The 22,792-nt window shown below is 68.3% G+C and carries 10 protein-coding genes and 1 pseudogene; 7 read left to right on the top strand and 4 right to left on the bottom strand.

The window, feature by feature from the left end:
- Positions 1-65 precede the first annotated feature (65 nt).
- From ABIB25_RS12115 to ABIB25_RS12100, 4 genes are read left to right on the top strand one after another with little or no spacing between them, the layout of a single operon-like run.
- Positions 66-329, top strand: a complete 264-nt coding sequence (locus ABIB25_RS12115; RefSeq protein ID WP_354528711.1) for a phosphopantetheine-binding protein — start codon at positions 66-68, stop codon at positions 327-329.
- A 47-nt stretch (positions 330-376) separates the two neighbouring features.
- A complete protein-coding gene (locus tag ABIB25_RS12110) occupies positions 377-3,436 on the top strand; it encodes an AMP-binding protein (RefSeq protein WP_354528710.1) in 3,060 nt (1,019 codons plus the stop codon).
- Positions 3,433-4,734, top strand: coding sequence for a type III PLP-dependent enzyme domain-containing protein (locus tag ABIB25_RS12105; RefSeq protein WP_354528709.1), 1,302 nt, complete (start codon positions 3,433-3,435; stop codon positions 4,732-4,734). Before ABIB25_RS12110 ends, ABIB25_RS12105 begins: the two co-directional genes overlap by 4 nt.
- On the top strand, positions 4,734-15,878 hold the full coding sequence (locus tag ABIB25_RS12100) for an SDR family NAD(P)-dependent oxidoreductase (RefSeq protein ID WP_354528708.1): 11,145 nt from the start codon (positions 4,734-4,736) through the stop codon (positions 15,876-15,878). Before ABIB25_RS12105 ends, ABIB25_RS12100 begins: the two co-directional genes overlap by 1 nt.
- Positions 15,879-15,913: 35 nt before the next feature.
- Here ABIB25_RS12100 and ABIB25_RS12095 read toward each other — a convergent pair whose 3' ends face one another.
- Complete coding sequence (locus ABIB25_RS12095) at positions 15,914-16,681, bottom strand: class I SAM-dependent methyltransferase (protein WP_354528707.1); 768 nt, start codon at positions 16,679-16,681, stop codon at positions 15,914-15,916.
- Position 16,682: 1 nt separating this feature from the next.
- A complete protein-coding gene (locus ABIB25_RS12090) occupies positions 16,683-17,534 on the bottom strand; it encodes an LLM class flavin-dependent oxidoreductase (protein WP_354528706.1) in 852 nt (283 codons plus the stop codon).
- Between the two features lie 83 nt (positions 17,535-17,617).
- Here ABIB25_RS12090 and ABIB25_RS12085 point away from each other — a divergent pair.
- A pseudogene (locus ABIB25_RS12085) lies at positions 17,618-18,499 on the top strand (LysR family transcriptional regulator).
- 158 nt (positions 18,500-18,657) lie between these two features.
- On the opposite strand, the gene ABIB25_RS12080 reads toward ABIB25_RS12085, so the two are convergent.
- Together ABIB25_RS12080 and ABIB25_RS12075 are read right to left on the bottom strand one after the other, a co-directional pair.
- Positions 18,658-19,221: a hypothetical protein gene (locus ABIB25_RS12080; protein WP_354528705.1), complete on the bottom strand. Its 564-nt coding sequence runs from the start codon at positions 19,219-19,221 to the stop codon at positions 18,658-18,660.
- A 95-nt stretch (positions 19,222-19,316) separates the two neighbouring features.
- On the bottom strand, positions 19,317-20,741 hold the full coding sequence (locus ABIB25_RS12075; protein WP_354528704.1) for an acyl-CoA carboxylase subunit beta: 1,425 nt from the start codon (positions 20,739-20,741) through the stop codon (positions 19,317-19,319).
- A 327-nt stretch (positions 20,742-21,068) separates the two neighbouring features.
- Between ABIB25_RS12075 and ABIB25_RS12070 the strand changes: the two genes are divergently transcribed.
- The gene (locus tag ABIB25_RS12070; protein WP_354528703.1) at positions 21,069-21,836 is read left to right on the top strand and encodes a thioesterase II family protein; all 768 of its coding nucleotides are present in this window, start codon (positions 21,069-21,071) and stop codon (positions 21,834-21,836) included.
- Between the two features lie 61 nt (positions 21,837-21,897).
- On the top strand, positions 21,898-22,764 hold the full coding sequence (purU, locus tag ABIB25_RS12065; RefSeq protein ID WP_354528702.1) for a formyltetrahydrofolate deformylase: 867 nt from the start codon (positions 21,898-21,900) through the stop codon (positions 22,762-22,764).
- Positions 22,765-22,792 lie beyond the last annotated feature (28 nt).

Raw genomic sequence — 22,792 nt, 5'->3', positions numbered from 1 at the left:
ACCCGCCCGCCCAACCCTGACGACCCGATCCACCGGGACATCCATCAACGAAAGGACGCACGAGCATGAGCGACAACAAGATCTGGGACGAACACTTCGAGGACATCGTCAGGACGATGGTCCCGTTCTTCCAGCCGGAGGACGAACTCACGCCCGATACCGATCTCCAGAACTACGGTCTCGACTCGTTCGGGGTGATCGAGTTGCTGGTGGCGCTGGAAGGCGGCTACGGCATCCACTTCTGCGACGAGGTGATGACCAGGGCCACCTTCGCCACGCCGGCGACGCTGTGGGATGCGGTCACCTCGCTGCGCGAGCCCGCCGCCTGACCGTCCGTCCCACCCATTTCCTCGAACCCGAACCGGAGGGCCACACGATGAGCACTTTCCACGCACCTTTGTACGGACGATTCCTGCGCGGACTGGCGGTCTCGGAGCACCGGCCGGCCTGGCGGGTTCGCGGACACGAGACCACCTACCGGGAAGCGCACGAGAGCGCCCTGACCCTGGCCGGAACGGCCCTGGCCGCGATCGACGACGCGGCCGGGGCCATCGGCATCTTCGCCACCAAGAACTCCGCCGCCTATCTCGGCATCCTGGCTGCGCTGTACGCCGGCCGGACTGCCGTGCCCCTGCATCTCGCGCAGCCGGACGAGCGCAACGCCGACGCCGTGCGGGACGCCGGGGTGCGGGCCATCCTGACCGATGCCCCCGGCGCCGTCAAGCTGGTCGAGACCGGGATCGCCGGTGGAACAACGGGCATCCCACTGATCCTGGTCGAGGCCGCTGATCTGACCGAGGCCGGCACCGCCGACTCGCTGGCCGGTGTGGTGAAGGCCGATCCGGCCCGCGCGCTGACGGGGCCGCGCCCGGTGCTCGGCTCCGACATCGCCTACATCATGTTCACCTCGGGCTCCACCGGGCGGCCGAAGGGTGTGCAGATCACCAACGCCAACATCGCGCACTACTGCGACATCCACGACAGCCGCTACGATTTCCGTCCGCAGGACGTCTTCTCCCAGTACTTCGACCTGGCCTTCGACTGCGCCATGTTCGACCTGTTCATCGGCTGGGGTGCCGGCGCCTGCGTTGCGCCCATCTCCGGTCCGGACCTGCGTGATCTGCCGGGTGCCATTGCCCGGAAGGGCATCAGCATCTGGTACTCGACGCCCAGTGCCATCGGCGTCGCCGACCGGATGGGCCGGCTCACACCCGGCTCGCTGCCGAGCATCCGATACAGCTTCTTCGCCGGCGACGCCCTGCGGGTCGCCGATGCCATCACCTGGTCCCAGGCCTGCGATCACGGCATCCTGGACAACGGCTACGGCCCCACCGAGAACACCATCACGATGTCGCGGCACCGGTGGGATCCCAAGACGTCGATGGCCAAATCGGTGAACGGGATCGTGCCGCTCGGCCGGATCTACGACGGCATGCAGATGCTCGTCCTGGACGGGGACAAGGAGTCAACCGAGGGTGAACTGTGCCTGTTCGGCCCGCAGAACTCGCCGGGCTACCTCGATCCCGCCGACGACGAGGGAAGGTTCTTCGATCGCTACGGACGCCGCTGGTACCGCACCGGTGACGTGGTCCGGCTCCTCGACGACGGAGACATGGTCTTCCTCGGTCGGGCCGACGACCAGGTCCAGGTGGCCGGGCAACGGGTCCAGCTGTCCGAGATCGACCATGCGCTGCAGGCACATCCGGCCGTCGAATTCAGCGCGACCGTCCCGGTGTCCGACGGCGGCTGTCTGGAACTGGCCGCCTACTTCACCGGCGACGACGTGCCGGTCGGCGAGCTGGTCCGGCACCTGCGGGGCCTCTTGCCCGACGGTCTGGTGCCCCGACGCTTCACCCGCCTCGACGAGATGCCGCTGAACCAGAACCGCAAGACCGACCGGAAGGCGTTGCGCGCCATGGCCGTCCACGCCCAGATCCAGCCGGCCCCGGCAGATGCACCGCTGTTCGCAATTCTCGCGGAGGCTGCGGCGCACCACCCGGACCGTCCGGCGGTCCGAGATTCCGACGGCGACTGGACCTACGCGCAGCTGCTCGAGCAGAGTCTGCGCGTGTCGGGATACCTGCAGGCCCAGGGTATCCGCCGTGGGGACCGGGTGCTCGTGCAGCTGCCCAACGTCCGGGAGTTCGTCGCACTGCTGTTCGGTTGCGCCCGTGGCGGTGTCGCCGTGGTGCCATTGAATCCGGACATGAAGACCTATCACCTGCGAGCCGTGCTGTCCGACTGCTCGCCCTCCCTCGCCGTGGCGACCACCGGTCGGGCTCCCGACCTGGCCGAGATCGGCGGGGTGCCGGTGCTGACCACCGCGCAGCTCTGGGCCGAACTCGGGCCGGTCGAGCAGTCGGTGCCGGCCGCCGGCCACGGCGAGGACGTCGGCACGCTGATCTACACCTCCGGCAGTACGGCCGCACCCAAGGGAGTGATCTGCCCGCAGGCCCAGATGGCCTTCGCCGCCAGGGCGATCGGATCCCAGCTGGGCTACCGCAACGACGATGTGGTCTACACCAGGGTCCCGCTGTCGTTCGACTACGGCATGTTCCAGATCATGTTGTCCGCGCTGGCCGGAAGCGAACTGGTGCTGGCGGCCGGACCGGATCTGACCCTGCTGAACGAGATCCGCGAATACGGAGCGACGGTGGTACCGGCCGTGCCGAGCCTCTCGGTGATGCTGAACCGGCTGGCCGCACGGGACGACCGGCCGACCTCGCTGCGACTGGTCACCAATACCGGTGCGGCACTGCAGCAGTCGACCATCGACGAGCTGAGGGCACGCTTCCCCGGTCTGCGGGTCGCGCGGATGTACGGCATCACCGAATGCAAGCGGGTCAGCATCATGCCGCCCGAGCAGGAGTTCGAACGGCCCGCTTCGGTGGGTCGACCGCTGCCCGGCACCACCGTGGTGATCCTGGGCGACGACGGCAGCGAGGTGCCGACCGGACAGGTCGGCCAGATCGTGGTCGACGGGCCGAATGTGATGGGCGGTTACTGGAATGCCCCCGAACTGTCGGAGAAGACGTTCCGGCCCGATCCGGTCACCGGGCGGACCAGGTTGTTCACGGGTGACTACGGCAGTGTCGATTCGGGTGGCTATCTGTACTTCCAGGGGCGCCGCGACGACATGTTCAAGCGACGGGGTCTGCGGATGAGCACGATCGAGATCGAGGCCGCCGCCACCGATATCCCGGGGATCAGGGCCGCCGCCGCGTTGGCCCCGACCGACACCTACGACCTGGCCCTCTGGGTGGCCGGCGATCTGGATGCGGCCACGGTGAAGCGGGAACTCGCGGACCGGCTCGAGCCGGCCAAGGTCCCCGCCTTCGTCCGGGTGCTGGACGAACTGCCGGTCACTCTGAACGGCAAACCGGACAAGAAGCAGGTGGCGCAGATGATGGCCGACCTGTCCGCGGTGCGGGCATGATCGCCGGAGCGGTCAGGTCCGGCCTCGTCGAGCGGTTCGGTTCACCCCTCTACGTCTACGATCTCGATGCTCTGCGGGCCTCCCAGGCCGATCTACGGGCGGCCCTTCCCGAGGATTTCGGGATCTACTACTCCCTGAAGGCGAACCCGCACCCGGTGATCGCGAGGACTCTCCGCGAGGTTCCGGCGCCCTGCCGGGCCGAGGTTTGTTCGGCCGGTGAGCTGAGGTCCGCGCTCGAGGCGGGCTACCCCGCGGGCGAGATCCTCTACGGTGGGCCGGGAAAGACCGCGGTGGAGATCGGCGGAGCGCTGGCGGCCGGAGTCCGCCGCATGTCGGTGGAATCGTTGTCGGACCTCCGCCGGGTCGGCCGGGTGGCGACGGCCTGGGGCGTGACGGTGGAGTGCCTGCTGCGGATCAATGCGCAGGCCGCCCCGTCGGTCACCAGCATCCGGATGACCGGCACCCCGTCCCAGTTCGGGATCGACGCCGAGACCCTCCCCGAGATCGCCGAGGATCTGTTGTCCACCCGCGGAACCCGTGTGGTGGGAGCACATTTTTATCCGCTCAGCAATTCACGGGACGAGGAGAGTCTGGTCGCCGAGTTCCGGCAGAGCATCGAACTGGCGGCCTCGATGCAGGCCACCTTCGGCATTCCGATGCGTCACCTCGATCTCGGTGGTGGATTCGCCGCCCCCTACGCCGCGGCCGGCGATCATCCCGTCTACCCCAAGCTCCGGATGGAACTGGCCAGGGCGATGGATGTCTCGTTCCCCGGCTGGCGGGACGGTTCGGTGAAGGCGTACTGCGAGTCCGGACGGTTCCTGGCCGGCGGTTGCGGTGAACTCCTGACCTCGGTGACGAACGTCAAGCAGAGCCGGGGTTCCCGGTTCCTCATCATGGACGCGGGCATCAACACCTTCGGCGGGATGGCCGGACTCGGCCGGATGCTGCCGCTGTCGGTCGATGTCGATGTCGCCAGGGCGAGCGAAGCCGCGGGGGATGTCGTCAGGGCGAGCGAAGCCGCGGGGGATCTGGCCAGGGGGGCCGAGCCTGGTCGAGCCACTCTCACCGGTCCGCTCTGCACGCCTGGAGACCTGTTGGGGCGCAACGTCCTCGTACCTGATCTGGGCGAGGGCGCCATCGTCGTCATCGCCAACGCCGGGGCCTACGGCGCGTCATCCGGACTGGTCAACTTCCTCAGCAGGCCGGCACCGGCCGAGATCTTCCTCGACGGCGGCGAAGTCGTCGCCGCGACGCGGCAGGTCAACTCGCGCATCGACATCAAGGACGACATCTGATGAACACGCCTTTCGTGACCGAGATCGACACGCTGGACGCCGCTCAGGCCCGGCGCGCCACCGAGCACCTGGTCAACGACACGTTGCGCTCGGTCCTACAGGCCGCGGATCGGGCGGCGCCCCCCTCCTTCCGCATCACCGCGGCCTTCAAGGATCTCGGTCTCGACTCGCTGCTGGCGCTCGCGCTGGCAGACCAGCTCGGCCGGGCGATCGGCACCTCGGTGGCGCCGTCGCTGCCCTTCGACCATCCGACGCCGGCCGCGCTGGCCAAGGCACTGCTGGTGATCCTGCGCGGACCGGACGACACCGAGGTCCTGGATACCGCGGCAGGCAACATCGAACGGGCCAGGACGGTGTTCGACGAGCCGATCGCCATCGTCTCGATGGCTTGCCGGTACCCGGGCGGAGTCAGCTCCCCGGAGGACCTGTGGGCACTGGTGGCCGACGAGGTCGACGCGATCGGCCCGCTGCCGACCGATCGCGGTTGGAACCTCGCGGAACTGTTCGACGAGAACCCGGACCGGCCCGGCACCAGCTACGCCCGGCACGGCGGATTCATCGAGGGGGCAGCACATTTCGACCCCGGCTTCTTCGGCATCTCGCCGCGTGAGGCACTGGCGATGGATCCCCAGCAGCGCCTGCTGCTGGAGGTCACCTGGGAGGCCTTCGAACGAGCCGGCATCGATCCGACCTCCCTGAAGGGCAGCGGAACCGGGGTCTTCGTCGGGGCCGAACCGCAGGACTACGGCCCCCGGCTGCAGGACGCGCCCGACGGCCTCGACGGCTACCTGATGACGGGCGCGGCCACCAGCGTGCTGTCCGGTCGCATCTCCTACGTGCTCGGTCTGAACGGGCCGACCCTGACGGTCGACACCGCCTGTTCAGCCTCCCTGGTCGCCCTGCACCTGGCCATGCGGTCGTTGCGCTCGGGTGAATGCGATCTCGCGGTCGCCGGCGGTGTCGCCGTGATGAGCTCGCCCGGTACTTTCACCGCCTTCTCCCGCCAGCGGGGTCTGTCCAAGGATGGGCGCTGCAAGGCCTTCTCGGCCGACGCCGACGGCACCGGATGGGCCGAGGGCGCCGGCATGCTGGTGCTCGAGCGGCTGTCCGACGCGCAGGCCAACGGACATCCGGTGCTCGCGGTCCTGCGTGGCTCGGCAATGAACTCCGACGGGGCCAGCAACGGCCTCACGGCTCCCAACGGGCCCGCCCAGCAGCGTGTCATCCGGGCTGCGCTGGCTGACGCGGGCCTGCACAGCGGCGAGATCGATCTGATCGAGGCGCACGGCACCGGCACCTCCCTGGGCGATCCGATCGAGGCCCAGGCCATCCTGGCCACCTATGGTGATCCCGCGCGGCGTGATCGGTCGGCCCGGCTCGGCTCGCTGAAGTCGAACATCGGCCACGCGCAGGCCGCTGCGGGTGTCGGCGGCGTCATCAAGGTGGTGCAGGCCATCCGCCACGAACTGATGCCCGCCACCCTGCACGTCGGCCGTCCGTCGGAAAAGATCGACTGGACCGCCGGCGAGGTCGAACTGCTCACCGCAGCGGCACCCTGGCCCGCATCCGAGCGGCCGCGTCGTGGTGCGGTCTCCTCCTTCGGCATCAGTGGCACCAACGCCCACGTGATCCTCGAGCAGGCACCGGATCTCGAGCAGACCGGCGAGCCCGCCCCGGAGGGGCAGCCCATTCCGGCGTTGCCCTTCGTGTGGCCGCTGTCGGCTCGCACCCCCGATGCATTGCGGGACCGTGCCGCTCAACTCCTTTCCTTCGTCACCGCCGAGATCGCCGACGGTCGCACGGTCGAGCCGGGGTCGGTATCGGCCGCACTGTCCGGCCGGGCCAGATTCGAACACGGCGGGGTGGCCATCGGCGCCGACACCGCCGCGCTGTTGAGCCGGTTGACGACATTGGCCGCGGGGGAGACTGCCGCCGGTACGGTGTTGGGCGACGCCGTCGCGGGTGAGCTGGCCATCCTGTTCACCGGTCAGGGCGCCCAGCGTATCGGGATGGGACGTGAACTGCACCAAAACTTTCCGGTGTTCCGCCGGGCCTTCGACGATGCCTGCGACCAGCTCGACCTGCAGCTGGAGGTGCCGCTGCGAGAGGTGGTCTTCGCCGAGCCGGGTTCCGAGCACGCGGCCCTGCTGAACCGGACCGGCTACACCCAGCCGGCCCTGTTCGCCCTCGAAGTCGCACTGTTCCGACTGGTCGAATCGTGTGGTGTGACGCCGGATGTCGTCGGTGGCCACTCGGTTGGAGAGATCGCGGCCGCCCATGTGGCCGGCGTGCTGACGCTGGAGGACGCGGCGCTGCTGGTCGGCCTGCGTGCATCGTTGATGCAGGCGCTGCCGGAAGGCGGAGCCATGGTGGCGATTGCTGCGTCGGAGGACGAGGTTCTCGCCGAGTTGTGCAGCACAGCGAATGCTTTCGACGGCGTCGACATCGCCGCGGTCAACGGGCCGACCGCCGTGGTGGTCGCCGGCGTCGAGGACCGCACCGTCGCCCTCGCCGAGATCTTCGCCGCCCGCGGGGTTCGCACGCGGCGACTGTCCGTCAGCCACGCCTTCCACTCGCCGCTGATGGAGCCGATGCTGGCCGAGTTCGGCGACATGATCGAGCTGCTCACCTTTTCGGAGCCGACCATTCCCGTGCTCTCCTGCCTGACCGGCAGGCTGGCGGTCCCCGGGCAGCTCACCGACCCGCAGTACTGGGTCCGCCACGTGCGCCAGGCCGTGCGTTTCGCCGACGGCGTCGTCGCGCTGTTGGCCAATGACGTCGATACCGTCCTGGAGCTGGGCCCCGACGCGGTGCTGACGGCAATGGCCGCCGCGGTGGCCGAGGCCGCGCTCGAAGACTCTGCCCGGCCGACCTTCTCGACGATCTCGCTGATGCGGCGGGAACGGATGGAGGTCGATCATCTCGTGTCGTCGCTGGCGGAGCTGTGGGTGCGCGGGCACCAGATCCGTTTTGAGGACGTCGCCGGTCACCACGTCGCCGGCCGGACCGATCTGCCGACCTACCCATTCCAGCGGGAGCGTTACTGGTTGGACTCCGGCCGCACCACCATGGATCTGAGCGGATTCGGGATGGTGATGGCCGGGCACCCACTCGTCGGCGTCCAACTCGATCTGGCCGCGTCCGGTGGCATGGTGCTGACCGGTCAGCTGTCCACCGCTGCGCAGAGCTGGCTGGGCGACCACGTGGTCGCCGGCTCGGTGCTCGTCCCGGGAACCGCCTTCGTCGAGATGGCTGTGCAGGCCGCCGATCGCTGCGGCGCCGGCGTCCTCGAAGAACTGATCATGGAATCGCCGCTCTACCTCGCGGATTCGTCTGCCGCCGTCGTCCAGGTGGCCGTCGGTGCCCAGGACGACCGCGACGGCTACACGCTGGAGATCTTCTCCCGCCCCGCAAAGGATCCCGAGGCCTCGTGGATCCGCCACGCCACCGGGTATCTTTCTGCTGCGATGCAGATCCCCCGCTCGGCCGGAGATCTCGCCGGAACCTGGCCACCGGCGGGTGCCGTCGTCTTCGACACCGACGATCTCTACCCGAGGCTGACGGCGGAGGGCTACGACTACGGTCCGGCCTTCCAGGGTGTGCAACGGGTTTGGCATCGACATCGGGGCGACGTGGTGGAGTCCTTCGCCGAGATCGAGCTGCCCTCCGAGCAGGACGAGAAGGCGTTTGCCCTGCACCCCGCGTTGCTCGACGCCGTGCTGCAGAGCGTCGGCCTGGATGCGCCGGCCGGCCAGGTGCCGGAAGTGCCGTTCAGCTTCAACGGAGTCCGGCTGCTGGCCTCCGGTGCGCGCCACCTCCGGGTGCATTCGGTAGCCGTCGACGGTGGCGTGCAGCTGACGATGGCCGACCGCGCAGGGCAGCTGGTCGCCGTCATCGACTCGGTCGTCACCCGACCCCTGACCAGGGCAGCGGCACCGACGACCGACGGTCAGTTGTTGGAGATCAGCTGGCAGAACGGGGCTTTCGCCACGACATCGGCTGATCGGGCGATGCTGCTTGCTTCTGCCTCCCGCCTCGATCCGACCCGTCCGGTGCATGCCGATCTTCCGGCCCTCGTCGCCGCGATCCAACGGGGCGCTGCGATACCCGACTTCGTCGTCACCGGTCTGGACGGGACGGGCGAGGACATCACCGCCCACGTCCAGCAGGTCCTGACGGCGATCCAGCAGTTCCTGGCCGAGCCCACCCTGGTCGGTACCGCCCTGGTTTTCGCCAGGGCGAGCGGAGCAACGGGGGATGGACCCGAGCACGCCGCATCTGCAGCGCTCGGACTGATCCGGTCCGCCGCCGCCGAACATCCCGGCCGTTTCCTCGTCGTGGACGCCGACGACGAGTCCGGCGCGGCCGCACTCCGTGCGCTGTCCGGTTCGCTGGCCGCCGGCGAGTCCGAGTTCGCCGTCCGCAGCGGGAAGGTCCTGGTGCCGAGGTTGGCTCCGGTGCCGGCCGAGGTGGAGGCCGGGTCTGCCACGTCCCCCTGGACCGCGGACGGCACCGTGCTGATCACCGGTGGCACCGGAGGTCTCGGTCTACTCGTGGCACGCCACCTGGTTGCCGAACACGGCGTTCGTCATCTGGTGCTGCTGTCGCGCCGCGGCATTTCCGCCCCGGGCGCCGCCGCCGCAGCGGAGGAGCTGACCGCGCAGGGCGCCACCGTCACCTTCGCGGCAGCCGACGCCGGCGACCGCCCCGCAATGGTCGAAGTTCTCGCCGGAATCCCCGCAGGCCATCCCCTGCGCGCCGTGGTGCACGCCGCCGGCCTGCTGGACGACGGACTGGTGGAAGGCCTGACGCCGCAAAGGCTCCAGCGGGTGATGGCGGCCAAGAGTGAGTCCGGCTGGCTGCTCCACGAACTCACCGAGGCCATGCCACTGACGGCCTTCGTTCTCTTCTCCTCCGCCGCCGCGACCGTGGACGGCACCGGCCAGGGCAACTACGCCGCTGCGAATGCCTCTCTGGAGGCGCTGGCCCGTCATCGTCATCGCATCGGTCTTCCGGCCACCTCGATCGGCTGGACCCTGTGGGCGGCCGAAACCGGCATGGCCGGGTCGTTGCAGGCTGCTGATCTGGCCCGCATCGCCGCCTCCGGTCTGCCGGCTCTGCAGACGACAACGGCCCTGTCGCTGTTCGACGCCGCGGTGGCGTCGGGAATCTCGGTTACCTCCGCGCTGCGCATCGACGCGGCCGCCATGCGGGAACGCGCGCTCGGCGTGCCGCCGGTGCTTCGCGGACTCGTGCGGACCGGCGTCCGCCGGACTGTCGCCGGTGGAACCGCAACCGGCCGCACCGATGGGCTCGGCGATGTGCTCGCCGGACTCGAGTCGGCGGCACGGTTGGAGCACCTGCGCACCCTGGTGCGCACCCAGGCCGCCCTCGCGCTGGGATTCACCGATCCGTCCCAGGTTCAGCTCGACCGCGCCTTCTCGTCATTGGGTCTGGATTCGCTTGCTGCCGTTGACCTTCGGAACCGGTTGAACGCCGTGACCGGACTCCGACTGCCCGCGACGCTGGTGTTCGACCACCCGAACTCGGACTCGATCGCCAAGATGTTGATCGGAAAATTCGGCGACGTCACCCCTGCCCCGACTGCCGCATCGGCCCAGGCCCCGGCGGCGCAGGACGATCCGATTGTCATCGTCGGCATGGGTTGCCGATACCCCGGCGGGGTCGGATCCGCCGAGGACCTCTGGAACCTGGTCATCAACGGACGCGACGGCATCACCGATTTCCCGGTCAACCGGGGCTGGAACCTCGACGAGCTCTACGATCCGGAGCCGGGCCTGCCCGACCGGACCTATTGCATCCAGGGAGGTTTCCTGCACGACGCCGACGAGTTCGACGGCGACTTCTTCGGCATTCCGCCGCGGGAGGCTCTCGCCACCGATCCGCAGCAGCGGCTGTTGCTCGAGGCGAGTTGGGAGGCGCTCGAGGACGCCCGGATCGATCCGTTGTCGCTGCGCGGGTCGCGGACCGGTGTGTTCGCCGGCGTCATGTACCACGACTTCGCCTCCCGTCTCCGTAACATCCCGTCGGAGCTGAAGGGCTACATCGGCAACGGCGGGCTGGGCAGCGTGGTGTCCGGGCGGGTCTCCTACACCTTCGGTCTCGAAGGCCCCGCCGTCAGCATCGACACGGCGTGCTCCTCGTCGTTGGTCGCGCTTCATCAGGCGGCCGGTGCGCTGCGCGCCGGCGAATGCGATCTCGCGCTGGCCGGCGGTGTCACGGTGATGACCGGACCCGATACCTTCGTGGACTTCTCGCTTCAACGAGGCCTGGCCGCGGACGGTCGCTGCAAGTCGTTCTCCGACGACGCGGACGGCACCGGTTGGGGAGAGGGCGTCGGAGTGCTGGTGCTGGAACGACTTTCCGACGCGGAGCGCCTCGGGCATCCGGTACTCGCCGTCGTCCGAGGGTCGGCAGTCAACCAGGACGGAGCCTCGAACGGACTGACGGCACCCAACGGCCCCGCGCAGCAACGCGTCATCGAGGCAGCTCTGGCCGTCGCCGGTCTGACGTCGCGGGACATCGAACTGATCGAAGGACACGGCACCGGTACAACTCTCGGTGATCCGATCGAGGCACAGGCCCTCCTGGCCACCTACGGACAGCACCGTGATGCCCCGGCCTACCTGGGGTCGCTCAAGTCGAACATCGGCCACACCCAGGCCGCGGCCGGCGTGGGTGGTGTGATCAAGATGGTGCAGGCGATGCGCCATGCGCAGATGCCGCCAAGCCTCTACGCGGCCACACCGACCCAGTCGGTGGATTGGGCGGAAGGTCAGATCTCGCTGTTGACGCAGGCGCGGGAGTGGCCGGCGGTGGATCGTCCGCGTCGTGCTGCGGTGTCCTCGTTCGGTATTTCCGGGACGAATGCGCATGTGATTTTGGAGGAGTTCGCCGGGGCATCGGTGGTTGCCTCTGCTGGGTCTCCCGCTGCTGGTCTTTCCGCTGCTGTCTCTTCGTCTGCTGTTTCTTCGTCTGCAGGGTCGGATTCGCCGGTGCCGGTGGTGTTGTCGGCGCGGTCGGCGGCGGCGTTGGCGGGTCAGGCCGGCCGACTGTTGGACTTTCTCGCGGTCACTGCTTCGTCTTCCGGGTCGGTTCCGTTGTTGTCGGCGGTGGCCGGTGGGGTGTGGGGTCGGTCGAGGTTCGATCACCGCGCGGTGGTGGTGGGGTCCTCCCACGCCGAGGTGATCTCCGGGTTGCAGGCGCTCGCCGAGGCCCGGCCGTCCGGGACGGTGGTGTCCGGTGCGGTCGGCCGCAGCGGGTCAGAGGTGGGTGTGGTGTTCACCGGTCAGGGTGCGCAGCGGGTCGGGATGTGCGCTGGTCTGTATGAGTCCTATCCGGTGTTCGCGGCGGCCTTTGATCAGGCCGTCGCCGCAATCGATGCTGTTGCCGGGTCCGACGGGTCGTGGGTCGGGTTGAAGTCGGTGGTGTTCGCCGAACCCGGTTCGGCTGCAGCGGCTCTGCTGGATCGGACCCGGTACACCCAACCGGCGTTGTTCGCGGTGGAGTCGGCGTTGTTCGCGTTGGCGTCCTCCTTCGGGCTGACCCCCGCTGTGGTGGCGGGTCATTCGGTGGGGGAGATCACCGCCGCCCACGTCGCCGCGGTCCTCACCCTGGAAGACGCGGCACTGTTGGTCGTCACCCGCGGGGCGTTGATGGATGCGCTGCCCTCCGGTGGTGGGATGGCCGCGATCGGCACCGACGAGCAGACCGTCCAGCAGATCCTCGCCGACTATGCCGGGGTGGAGGTCGCTGCGGTCAACTCCCCGACCTCCACCGTCATCTCCGGCGACATCGAAACCGTGCAGCAGCTGGTGCAGGTTTTCACCGGCCGCGGGGTCCGGTGCAAGCAGCTGACCGTCTCCCACGCCTTCCACTCCGCGTTGATGGTGCCGATGCTCGCCGAGTTCGAGCAGGCATTGGCCGGCATCGAGTTCGGGGTGCAACGCTTCCCGGTGGTGTCCGGGGTGACCGGGAAGGTCGCCGAACCGGGTCTGCTGCAGACCGCGCAGTACTGGGCCGATCATGTGCGTGCGGCGGTGCGGTTCGCCGACACCGTCACCACCATCGCCGGTCTCGGTGTCGCCGCGATCGTGGAGGTCGGACCGGATGCGGCGTTGACCGCCCCCACCCAGGACACCCTCGAAGCAAGCCCATCCGCCAGCAACATCACGGTGGTCGGGTTGCAGCGCCGCGACCGCGACCAGCCCACCACGTTCCTCACCGGACTGGCGCAGCTGCTCACCATCGGCGCCCCCATCGACTTCACCCAGCTCCTGGACACCACCACCCGTGTCGCCGACCTACCCACCTACGCCTTCGACCACCAGCGCTACTGGCTGATCGATGCTCCCGGTCAGGGAGACGTGGCCTCGGCAGGCCTGTCGGCCTCGGAACATCCACTGCTCGGGGCGGTCGTCGAGACCTCCGATGGCGGTGTGCTGGCCACCGGCCGGCTGTCCCTCGGATCGCATCCGTGGTTGGCCGATCACCGGGTCAACGATCAGGTGGTGGTGCCCGGTACCGGCGTGCTGGACCTGGCGATCACTGTCGGACGCCTCGTCGGTGCTCCGTCCGTTCGAGAACTGTTGCTACTGGCGCCTTTGGTGGTGCCGGGAAGCGGTACCGACGTGCGGGTGTCGGTCTCGGCCGTTCAGCACGACACCGATCGGCAGGTGCAGGTGCACTCGCGCATCACGTCGGCCGACCCCTGGACCCTCAACGCATCCGGCGTCGTCGGCACGATCGAGACCAACACCGAGACCCTGGGGAATTGGCCCCCGGCCTCCGCGATCCAGGCGGACATCAGTGGCCGCTATCGGGATCTGGCAGCAGCAGGACTGGCCTACGGACCGGTCTTTGCCGGCCTCGCTACCGCCTGGGTCGACGGAGACACGGTCTACGGCGAGGTGTCGCTACCGCCGGGCACCCCGGTGGCAGGATTTCAGCTGCACCCGGCGCTGTTCGATGCCGCCCTGCACGTACTGGGCCTCACCGACGACGGGACCAACGACACTGCGGAACTTCCCTTTGCTTTCTCCGATGTCGTCGTACACGCCGCCGATCGGACGGCCGCCCGGGTCAGAGCCACGAAGTCGGTCGCCGGGTCGTGGCAGCTCACCCTGTTCGACGAGACCGGGATTCCGGTAGCGCAGATCGGCTCACTGACGCTGCGGTCGATCGTCGTCGATCAGGTCGCCGCGGCCGCGAGCAAACTGCTGACCGTGTCATGGGTCCCGGTACTCCCGAGCCAGAACACAGTCACCGCAGGACCTTCGCTCGCACTGATCGGCGCTGGTCCGGAAGTGATCGGGGCCGAGCGGTTCCGGGATCTGGGGGAGTTGGTGGCCTCAGGGGTACGACCGGATGCAGTGATCGCCCATCTCGGTGGCCACCGCAGCGGCGGTTCCGAGGTGATGGATGCCGCGGCGATCATCGATGCCGCGGCGGACGCACTGACCCTGATCCAGTCGATGATCACCGCCTCGCAGAGCATCGACTCGACCTTCGTCCTGCTCACCCACGGGGCCGTCGGCGTCGACCAATCCGAGAGGATCGACGATCTCGCTGCCTCCGCCATGCGTGGGCTGGTCAAGGCGGCCATCGCCGAGCACCCCGGTTCCTTCGTACTGCTGGACCACGACGGTCACACCGAGGCCGTCGGCGCAGCGGTGGCTGCCGGCGAACCGGAAGTGGCCATCCGCAAGGGAAAGGTGTTGGTGGCCAGACTGACCCGGGCGGGCATCCCGACGCCCCCGATCGCCGGTGACAGCGCCGGCCAGGTCGCCGGCGACGGCGACAGGAACGGGGCGGTGTTGATCACCGGGGGTACCAACGGACTGGGTGCCCGGCTGGCCGAGCATCTTGCGCGGCAGCGGCCCGGTCGGCAGTTGGTCCTGATGTCCCGACGGGGGAGCGCCTCGCCGGAGGCCACGGAGCTGCTGGCGACGCTGGCCGATAGCGGAGCCGAGACCTACGTCCTGGCTGCTGATGTCGCCGATGCCGCGGCCATCCGGGCCGGGCTGGACTCGTTGCCTTCCGAAGTTCGCATCGGCAGCATCGTGCACGGCGCCGGCGTACTGGCCGACGCCACGGTGGCGGCCGGCACGGCCGAACAACTGCAGACCGTGTGCGCCCCGAAACTCGAAGGGCTGCAGGCTTTGGAGGAGGCGCTGCCGGACGTCGAACGATTCGTCGTGTTCTCCTCGGTCGCCGCCACCCTCGATGCCTCTGGCCAGGCCACCTACGCGGCCGCCAACTCGGTGCTGGACGCCTGGGCCCACAACCGTCGTCAGGCGGGCCGGCCAGGGGTTGCCATCGCCTGGGGGCTGTGGGGCGAGGACGGCATGGGGGCTTCGCTCCAGGAGTCCGCCCGCCGCCGGATCGAGGCCTCAGGGGTCATACCGCTCTCCACCGCCGACGGACTCGCGATGTTCGACGCCGCCACTGCCCCTGGCCGCTCCGGTCACCTCGTCGCCGGCGGTTTTGATCTGGCTGTGATCGCCAGAGACGCGGCCGTATCGCCGATCTGGGGTGACATGCTGCCCAAGCAGGCGCAGCGGAGGGTAGCGGCACCGGCGGTCGTGGAAGCATCGATGCCGGACCAGCTGGCATCGATACCTGCGGACCAACGAGCGCAGCACGTCCAGCGAGCCGTGCGGGGCCAGGTGGCCGAGGTGCTCGGCTACGCCACGCCGGACGCGGTCGATGTCGACCGTGGGTTCGGCGAGATGGGCTTCGATTCCCTTGCCGCCGTGGAACTACGCAATCGGCTGACGAAGTTGGCGGGGTGCAAACTACCGGCCACGGTCACCTTCGACTTCCCGAACGTGGTCGCACTGGCCGAACACCTCACCGAACAGCTCACCTCCCGGCTGACCCCGGTGGCGACGGCAGCGCCGGCGATGACGCCGGAGGACCAGCTGGGGAGGCTCGAGGAAATGCTGTTGCGGGCCGAACCGACCGGTGATGCGCACAGCCGTATCGTGCAGCGGCTGCAGGCGATCACGGCGGCGTGGATCGAGCGGGGCGGGGTCGCCGCGGCGGATCGCGCCGAGATCGCCACCGCCAGTGCCGAGGACATCTTCAGCATCCTGGACGAGGAATTCGACTCCTACGTCTGAGTGCGGCGCCCAGAATGCCGTCAACCGAACCATTGCTACGGGCGGCGGGCGCTCACGAGCCAGGCACTCGATTCGAACCACACGCCGTCCTGGTTCCGGACGTCGAGCAGACGCTGCAGTCGGCCGAGTCCGCGTGCGGCCGAAATGGTGTCCAGGTCGCGAAGGATTCGTTCGGTCATGCCCAGCGATTGAATGGCGCGCAGTGCGCCTTCGCCGTCAGCTCCGTAGTAGACCGGCTCGTCTACCGGGCTGACGCGCACGTCCACGAAGCCGGCGCCTGTCAGGATGGCGCCGACCTCTGCCGGGTCAGGCATCGAGAACGCCACGCTCGCCGTCGATGTCGCCGACGACACCGGCCCGTCGGGCGACAGCGCCCGCCGGATGGCCACGTGCCACTCCTGACGGCTGCTGTCCTGCCAGACCAGCTGGATGAAGGTCGCGCCAGGGCGCATGGCGTGTGCGATGTGTGCGAAGGCGGCAGTCGGATCGGTGAAGAACATCGTGCCGAATCGGCTGATGCCGACCGTGAAGTGCTGCCGCGGAAGGGAATGAATCTGCGCGTCGCCACGCTCGAACTTCACGTTGGCAAGACCTGACTGTCCGGTCAGCCGACGCGCCTGCGCCAGCATCGGCGCGGAGATGTCGATACCGAGCGCGTGGCCGTCGAGCGCGACACGAGCAGCCGCCCTGGTGGTCTGGCCGGTGCCGCAGCCGATGTCGAGCACCTGTGCGTCCGAACCGATGTCGACGGCCTCCATCAGATGTGCGTGATAGCGGCGAAGCTCGGCGTCGTAGTCGAACACGTCAGACTTCTCTGTCCGCGGGACCATCCCGAAGGAAGCCCAGAACCAGGTCGAGCCTGACGCCGGGCTCGAATTCCGGCAGCCACCAGGTGGCGCCGGCTGCCGCGAAGGGCTGCGGGTCGACGCCGACCGGCAGGGCGACGGCGAAGTCGAAGGCCGTCGCGTCCGGCCGGCGAAGCGCCTTGATGGTGAAAACGATTTCGGCGAGTTGTTCCGAATCGGTGAGGTTCGCCGGAACGAAACCATCGAGCCCGGCCGCTCGCCGCATCGGCTTGACGTGGCCGGGCAGGCCGCCGGCCCAGACCGGAACACCAGGTCGCTGCGCCGGCTTCGGCAGGAGGAGCAGATCGTCTACGACGTAGTGGCGGCCGCGATGTCGGACGGGCTCGCCGGACCAGGCCTTGGCGAGAATTTTCAGACCCTCGTCGAGCATCTCGGCCCGAATCCGGTCGTCCGGCTGCTCTCCGGTCCTGGAGAATTCGCGGGCGAACCGGTCGCTGCCGACACCGACCCCGAGGGTGAGACGGCCCCCGCTGAGCCGGTCCAGCGTGACTGTCTCGCGGGCCAGTTTGGTCGGTCGTCGGCGTGCCAGCGGCGTGACCATCGGCCCGATCCGCACGCGTTCGGTGGCGGCCGCGATCGCCGCCAGAGTGATCCAGGGATCGGCGATCCGAGAAACGGGAGCCGACCAGGACAGTTGGTCCCACACGAAGACGCCGTCCCAGCCCGCAGCCTCCGCGTCGGCGGCGAGACGGGCCACGAGCGAGGGATCGGCGAGCTCGTCGACCAGCGGAAGCCACAGCGCCGACCGGAGACCTGGCCCTGCCGTCACCCGCTCGGAACTTGCCGTCATGACTGCCACGGTAGATCGCCGGTGAGATCGAGAAAAGCGATGAATCCCGATCGAAGCAATCGGGTTTGGCTATGATCCCGGTCATGCGCGACCTGCAGTTCCGGCATCTGGCAACGTTGGCCGCGATCGCGGAGGAGCGGACGTTCGGCCGGGCGGCGTTGCGGCTCGGCTACACGCAGTCGACGGTGAGTCAGCACATCGCCGCGTTGGAGTAGGCGGTCGGTGGCGCTGTCTTCGATCGACCGGGCGGTCCGAGGCCGGTCCGGATCACCGCCCTCGGCTCGGTCGTCCTGAACCACGGGCGCACGCTGCTGGCCGACTCCGAGCGGCTGGCCGAGGCGGTCGACCGGTTCAAGGCCGGTGACGGGCGGGTCGACATCGGCACCTTCCAGAGCGTGTCCACCGTGATCCTTCCGGCCTTGGTGCGGCGACTGCGTGACGAGCACCCTGCCTGCGACATCAGGTTGTCGGAGTCGGAGGCCGATGCCCCCGATCTCGGGAACCTCGATCTCCTGTTCTACGACGGTCTGGTCGGCAGGGAGGCCGAGCATCTGAAACTCCTGGACGATCCCTACCTGCTCGTGACCCGACCGGGCGACTTCCCCGACGGCCCTGCCCGGATCACCGATCTGGACGGTGCCCCGTTGATAGCCTGGCCGGCAACCTGCGATCAGCCGAGGCTGGAGCAAGCACTGGTCGACAACGGCGCCCGTCCCCGGATCGTGTTCCGCACCGCGGGCAACGAGACCATCCTGTCGATGGTGCGGGCGGGTCTGGGATCGGCAATCCTGCCCTGGCTCGCCGTTCACGGCGCGGACGTCAGGTCCGACGACCGGTTGCGCGTCCACGAATTGCGCCCGTTGATCGCGCGCGAGATCTTCGTCCACTGGCCGGGCGGACGTACCCGGTCGCCGCTCGTGGCCCGCACGATCGAGATCGCTGTCGAGATCGCCGACGAGCTGTAGATCCGGCGCGACCATAAGGTGTCCGGCGCGAACACCGGGTGACATGCCAGTAGCCGCAGCGATCGCTCGCTGCGGCTACTGGGCGGTTCCCGACGGGAGTTGGGCGTCAACTCGTCTCGCGTCGGGCGTCGACGTGAGCTTTTAACGCCGGGAAGGCTTCAGGCAATGCTGCGCACCGGCTCGAGATCGGTGGCACCGATGGCGACTCCGGTCTGGGACCGGAGCGACGCTGCCTTCAGTGCGATGAGCCCGACGCGGGTCGCCACCATCACGACGGCCCACAGGCAGAAGAACGGCGGGATGGTCTCCTCGACGATCTGGTGGTTGTACATGAAGGTGCCCAACGCATTCCGGAAGGCCTGGTTGTGCTCGGCCAGGACGATGAACACCACACGGGCGGCCAGGGCGAGCAACCAGACCGACGCGAACCCGACGCCGGCTCTGGTGTAGATGGCGCCACCCTTGGCCGGGTTCTTCTCCACGGTGGTGGTGGCGGTCGCTGCGAATCCGAAGACGACACCCAACGCCAGAGCAACTGCGTAGACGACGAAGTCGACCCCGTCGGAGGGGGCGTCCTTGAGGTAGAAGTAGCCGAAGATGGCCACCGAGATCAAGGGCATTGCCCACTTGTGCCAGGTGTAGTCGCGGTAGCCGTACTGGGAGGCCATCATCACGATGAAGATGCCTCCGCCGATGGCCAGGGCCTGCTGAAGATCGGTCATGACGAACTCCTGTCTTGGATCAGCTGAATGAATCGGGATCGATCTGTTGTGGTGCGTGGATGGAATGAGTCGTGCATGGAATGAGTGGGAAGAATTCAGAGCGGCATGTTTCGATGGACCCCCCGTCCCGGCGGGCAGGCCGCGAGTGTCTGCGCCAGAATTCGACGCGTCCGGCTGGGCTCGATGATCTGGTCGACCGAACCCTGCTCCACCGCACGGGCCAGCCCGCCGGACAGTTGCTCGTGCTCGGCGATCAGGCCCGACAACACCCCGGCCAGTTCGTGTTCGGGAGTACTGGCGATGACCTTGCGGTGCAGGACGCCCACCGCGGCCTCGGCGCCCATCACGGCGATCTCGGCCCCGGGCCAGGCGAAAACTGCGTTGCTGCCCAACGACCGGGAGTTCATCGCGATGTACGCCCCGCCGTAGGCCTTCCGCGTCACCAGGGTGACCCGGGGAACCTGCGCGTCCGCGAACGCGTGCAGAAGTTTTGCACCGCGGCGCACCACCCCGTCCCATTCCTGAGCGACCCCGGGGAGGTACCCCGGCACGTCGACGAGCACGACCAGCGGAACCCCGAGGCCGTCGCACAGCCGGACGAATCGAGCGGATTTCTCCGCACTGATGGAATCCAGACACCCGCCCATCCGCAACGGATTGTTGGCCACCACTCCGACGGTGCGACCGGCCAGTCGGCCGAGTCGCGTGACGATGTTGGGCGCCCAGTTCCGGTGCAGTTCGACCGTGGTGGAATCGTCGAGCACCCCGTCGATGAGCTTGCGCACGTCGTAGGCCCTCCGGCGGTTGTCCGGCAACGACTCCGACAGGTCGACGTCCGGGCCGATGAGGAACTCGTCGAAACGCCCCGGCCGACCCAGCAGGCTGATCACGTCGCGAGCAGAGGCCAGGGCCGACGCGTCATCGGCGGTCTTGATATGGGCGACACCGCTCTTGCGGGTGTGGATGTCAGGCCCGCCGAGCGCTTTCATGTCCACGTCCTCCCCGGTGACGGACTTGACCACCCCGGGTCCGGTGACGAAGACCCGCCCGGATTCGGACATGATCACCACATCGGTGAGCGCCGGCCCGTAGGCGGCGCCGCCGGCGGCCGGCCCGAGGACCACCGACACCTGCGGGACGCGACCGGAGGCCCGCACCATCGCGGCGAACACCGCACCGACCCCGTCGAGGGCCAGCACGCCCTCGGCGAGCCGGGCGCCGCCGGAATGCCAGATGCCGACGACCGGAATGCCCTTGGCCACGCCGTGATCGATGGCACGGACGATGTGGCTGCAACCTTCCGCACCCATCGCCCCACCCATGGTGCGGACGTCGGTGGCGAACGCCACCACCGGCGAGCCGTCGATTCGTCCGGACGCCACATGGACGCCCGAGAGATCGGAGTCGAACGCCTCGCTCACACTTCCCGGGTCCAGCAGAGCGGACAACCGATTCCGGGGATCCCGTGGATCGACCGCGGATTCGCTGAGTGCCGCGTTGATGTCAAGAACGCTTGTCATGGTTCCTCCTGACCATTGGATGTCCCTGCACCCGCGGCATAGGTGCTGTCCGAGGCATTTGCCCTCGTGATGTCGACTGTAGAACTCCCGGGTGGCCAGAAGACCGGTATCGCACCTACATCAGCACCACTGCACCGCCGGCGCCGACCCCTACTCCTGTAGCATCCGGCTTCTGAATCACCCATTCCGGGCAGGAGATCCAAGAATGTCGATTCCGTCCGCTGACAGCCGTTCTTCGCCCGATTGGCCTAGGGGAGCGCAAGGGGTTTTCATTGCCGCGGCCTGTTCTAGTCTTGAGTGAGCAATTGCGAAAAGAAAGGTGCAATCATGACGGTGTTGACGACGTCGATCACGACCGACAGCCGGTGGATCCGCAGATTTCATCAGGCCACGGACGGTTCCGCCCGCCTGGTGTGCCTGCCCCACGCCGGCGGTTCGGCAAGTTTCTACTTCCCGGTCTCGGCGACGCTGTCACCGTCGATCGAAGTGCTGGCCGTGCAGTATCCCGGCCGGCAGGATCGTCGCAAGGAACCGTTCATCGATTCGCTCCCGGATCTGGCCGACGCCGTCGCCGAGGTGGTGGCTCCGCTGGCCGATCGTCCGATCAGCCTGTTCGGCCACAGCATGGGCGCCGCCCTGGCTTTCGAGGTGGCATTGCGTCTGGAGGCCCAGGGTCTCGAGCTCGCCGATGTCGTGGTGTCCGGCCGCCGGGCCCCGTCCACCTTCCGGGACGAACGCACCTACCTGGCCGGCGACGAGCGACTGCTCGCCGACGTGCGCACGCTCGACGGAACGGGTACGGCCGTCTTCGGCGACCCGGAACTGGTCCAGATCATCCTGCCGGCGATCCGCAACGACTACCGGGTCATCGAGACGTATCGCTGGATTCCCGGCCCTCGGATCAAGAGCCCGATGCTGGCGCTGAGCGGAACCGAGGATGTCAAAGCGACCCCGGCGGAGGTGCAGGCCTGGTCCGAACACACCAGCGCTGAATTCGAGATGCGACTGTTCCCCGGAGGGCATTTCTACCTGAACAACCACGCCGGTGCCGTGATCGGCATGATCGCCTCCCGTCTGGAACGCGCCGCCGCATAGAGCCGCCCGCGCCTCGGGATATCCCGACCCGGCAGGGATCGTGGACGAGCGTTCCATATCGATGACTGGAGTCGCAATCGTGGGTCAAGATCTGATTCTCACCTTCTCCTGCCCCGATCGTCCGGGCCTGGCCTATGCGGTCGCCGGATTCGTTCTCCAACATTCCGGAAATGTGCTGGAGAGCCAGCAGTACAACGACACGGTCACGGATCGATTCTTCATGCGGGTGGAGTTCACCGTGCCGAGCGACGACGTCGACCGGATCCGTCAGCAATTTCTGCCGCTTGCCGAGCGACATTCCATGCAGTGGCGGCTCTCTCCCGCTCGGCAGCCGGTCAGGGCTGTCATCCTGGTGTCCAAGGAAGGGCACTGCCTGAACGATCTGCTCTATCGTTGCGGCAACGGCACGATGAACATGACCGTCGCCGCCGTGGCCGGCAATCACCGGACGTTGGATCAGCTCAGCCGCGGACACGGTGTCGAGCTGCACCACATCCCGACGCCTGCCGGCCGGAAGGGCGAGACGGAAGACGCCATCCGGCATCTCGTCGAGGAGACGAACGCGGACCTGGTGATCCTGGCCCGCTACATGCAGATCCTGTCCCCGGAGCTCTGCCGTGATCTGGCCGGTCGAGCCGTCAACATCCACCACTCGTTCCTGCCGAGCTTCGCCGGTGCGCGCCCGTACCACCAGGCGTACGAGCGCGGCGTCAAGCTGGTCGGCGCCACCGCGCACTACGTGACGGCCGACCTGGACGAGGGCCCCATCATCGAGCAGGACGTGATGCGGGTGGCGCACCACAGCACACCCGCGGAGCTGGCGGCAGCCGGTCGCGACGTGGAGACGCAGGTGTTGGCCAGGGCGGTGCGGTGGCATTGCGAGCAACGGGTGCTGCTCAACGGGCTGCGGACCGTCGTCTTCAACTGATCCGCATCGTGATCTTGCCACAGCGCTC

Source organism: Nakamurella sp. UYEF19 (assembly GCF_040546275.1).
In the GTDB taxonomy this organism is placed as follows: domain Bacteria; phylum Actinomycetota; class Actinomycetes; order Mycobacteriales; family Nakamurellaceae; genus Nakamurella.
The sequence above is the reverse complement of the archived record's forward strand: the minus strand, read 5'-3'. Positions and strand labels throughout refer to the sequence as shown.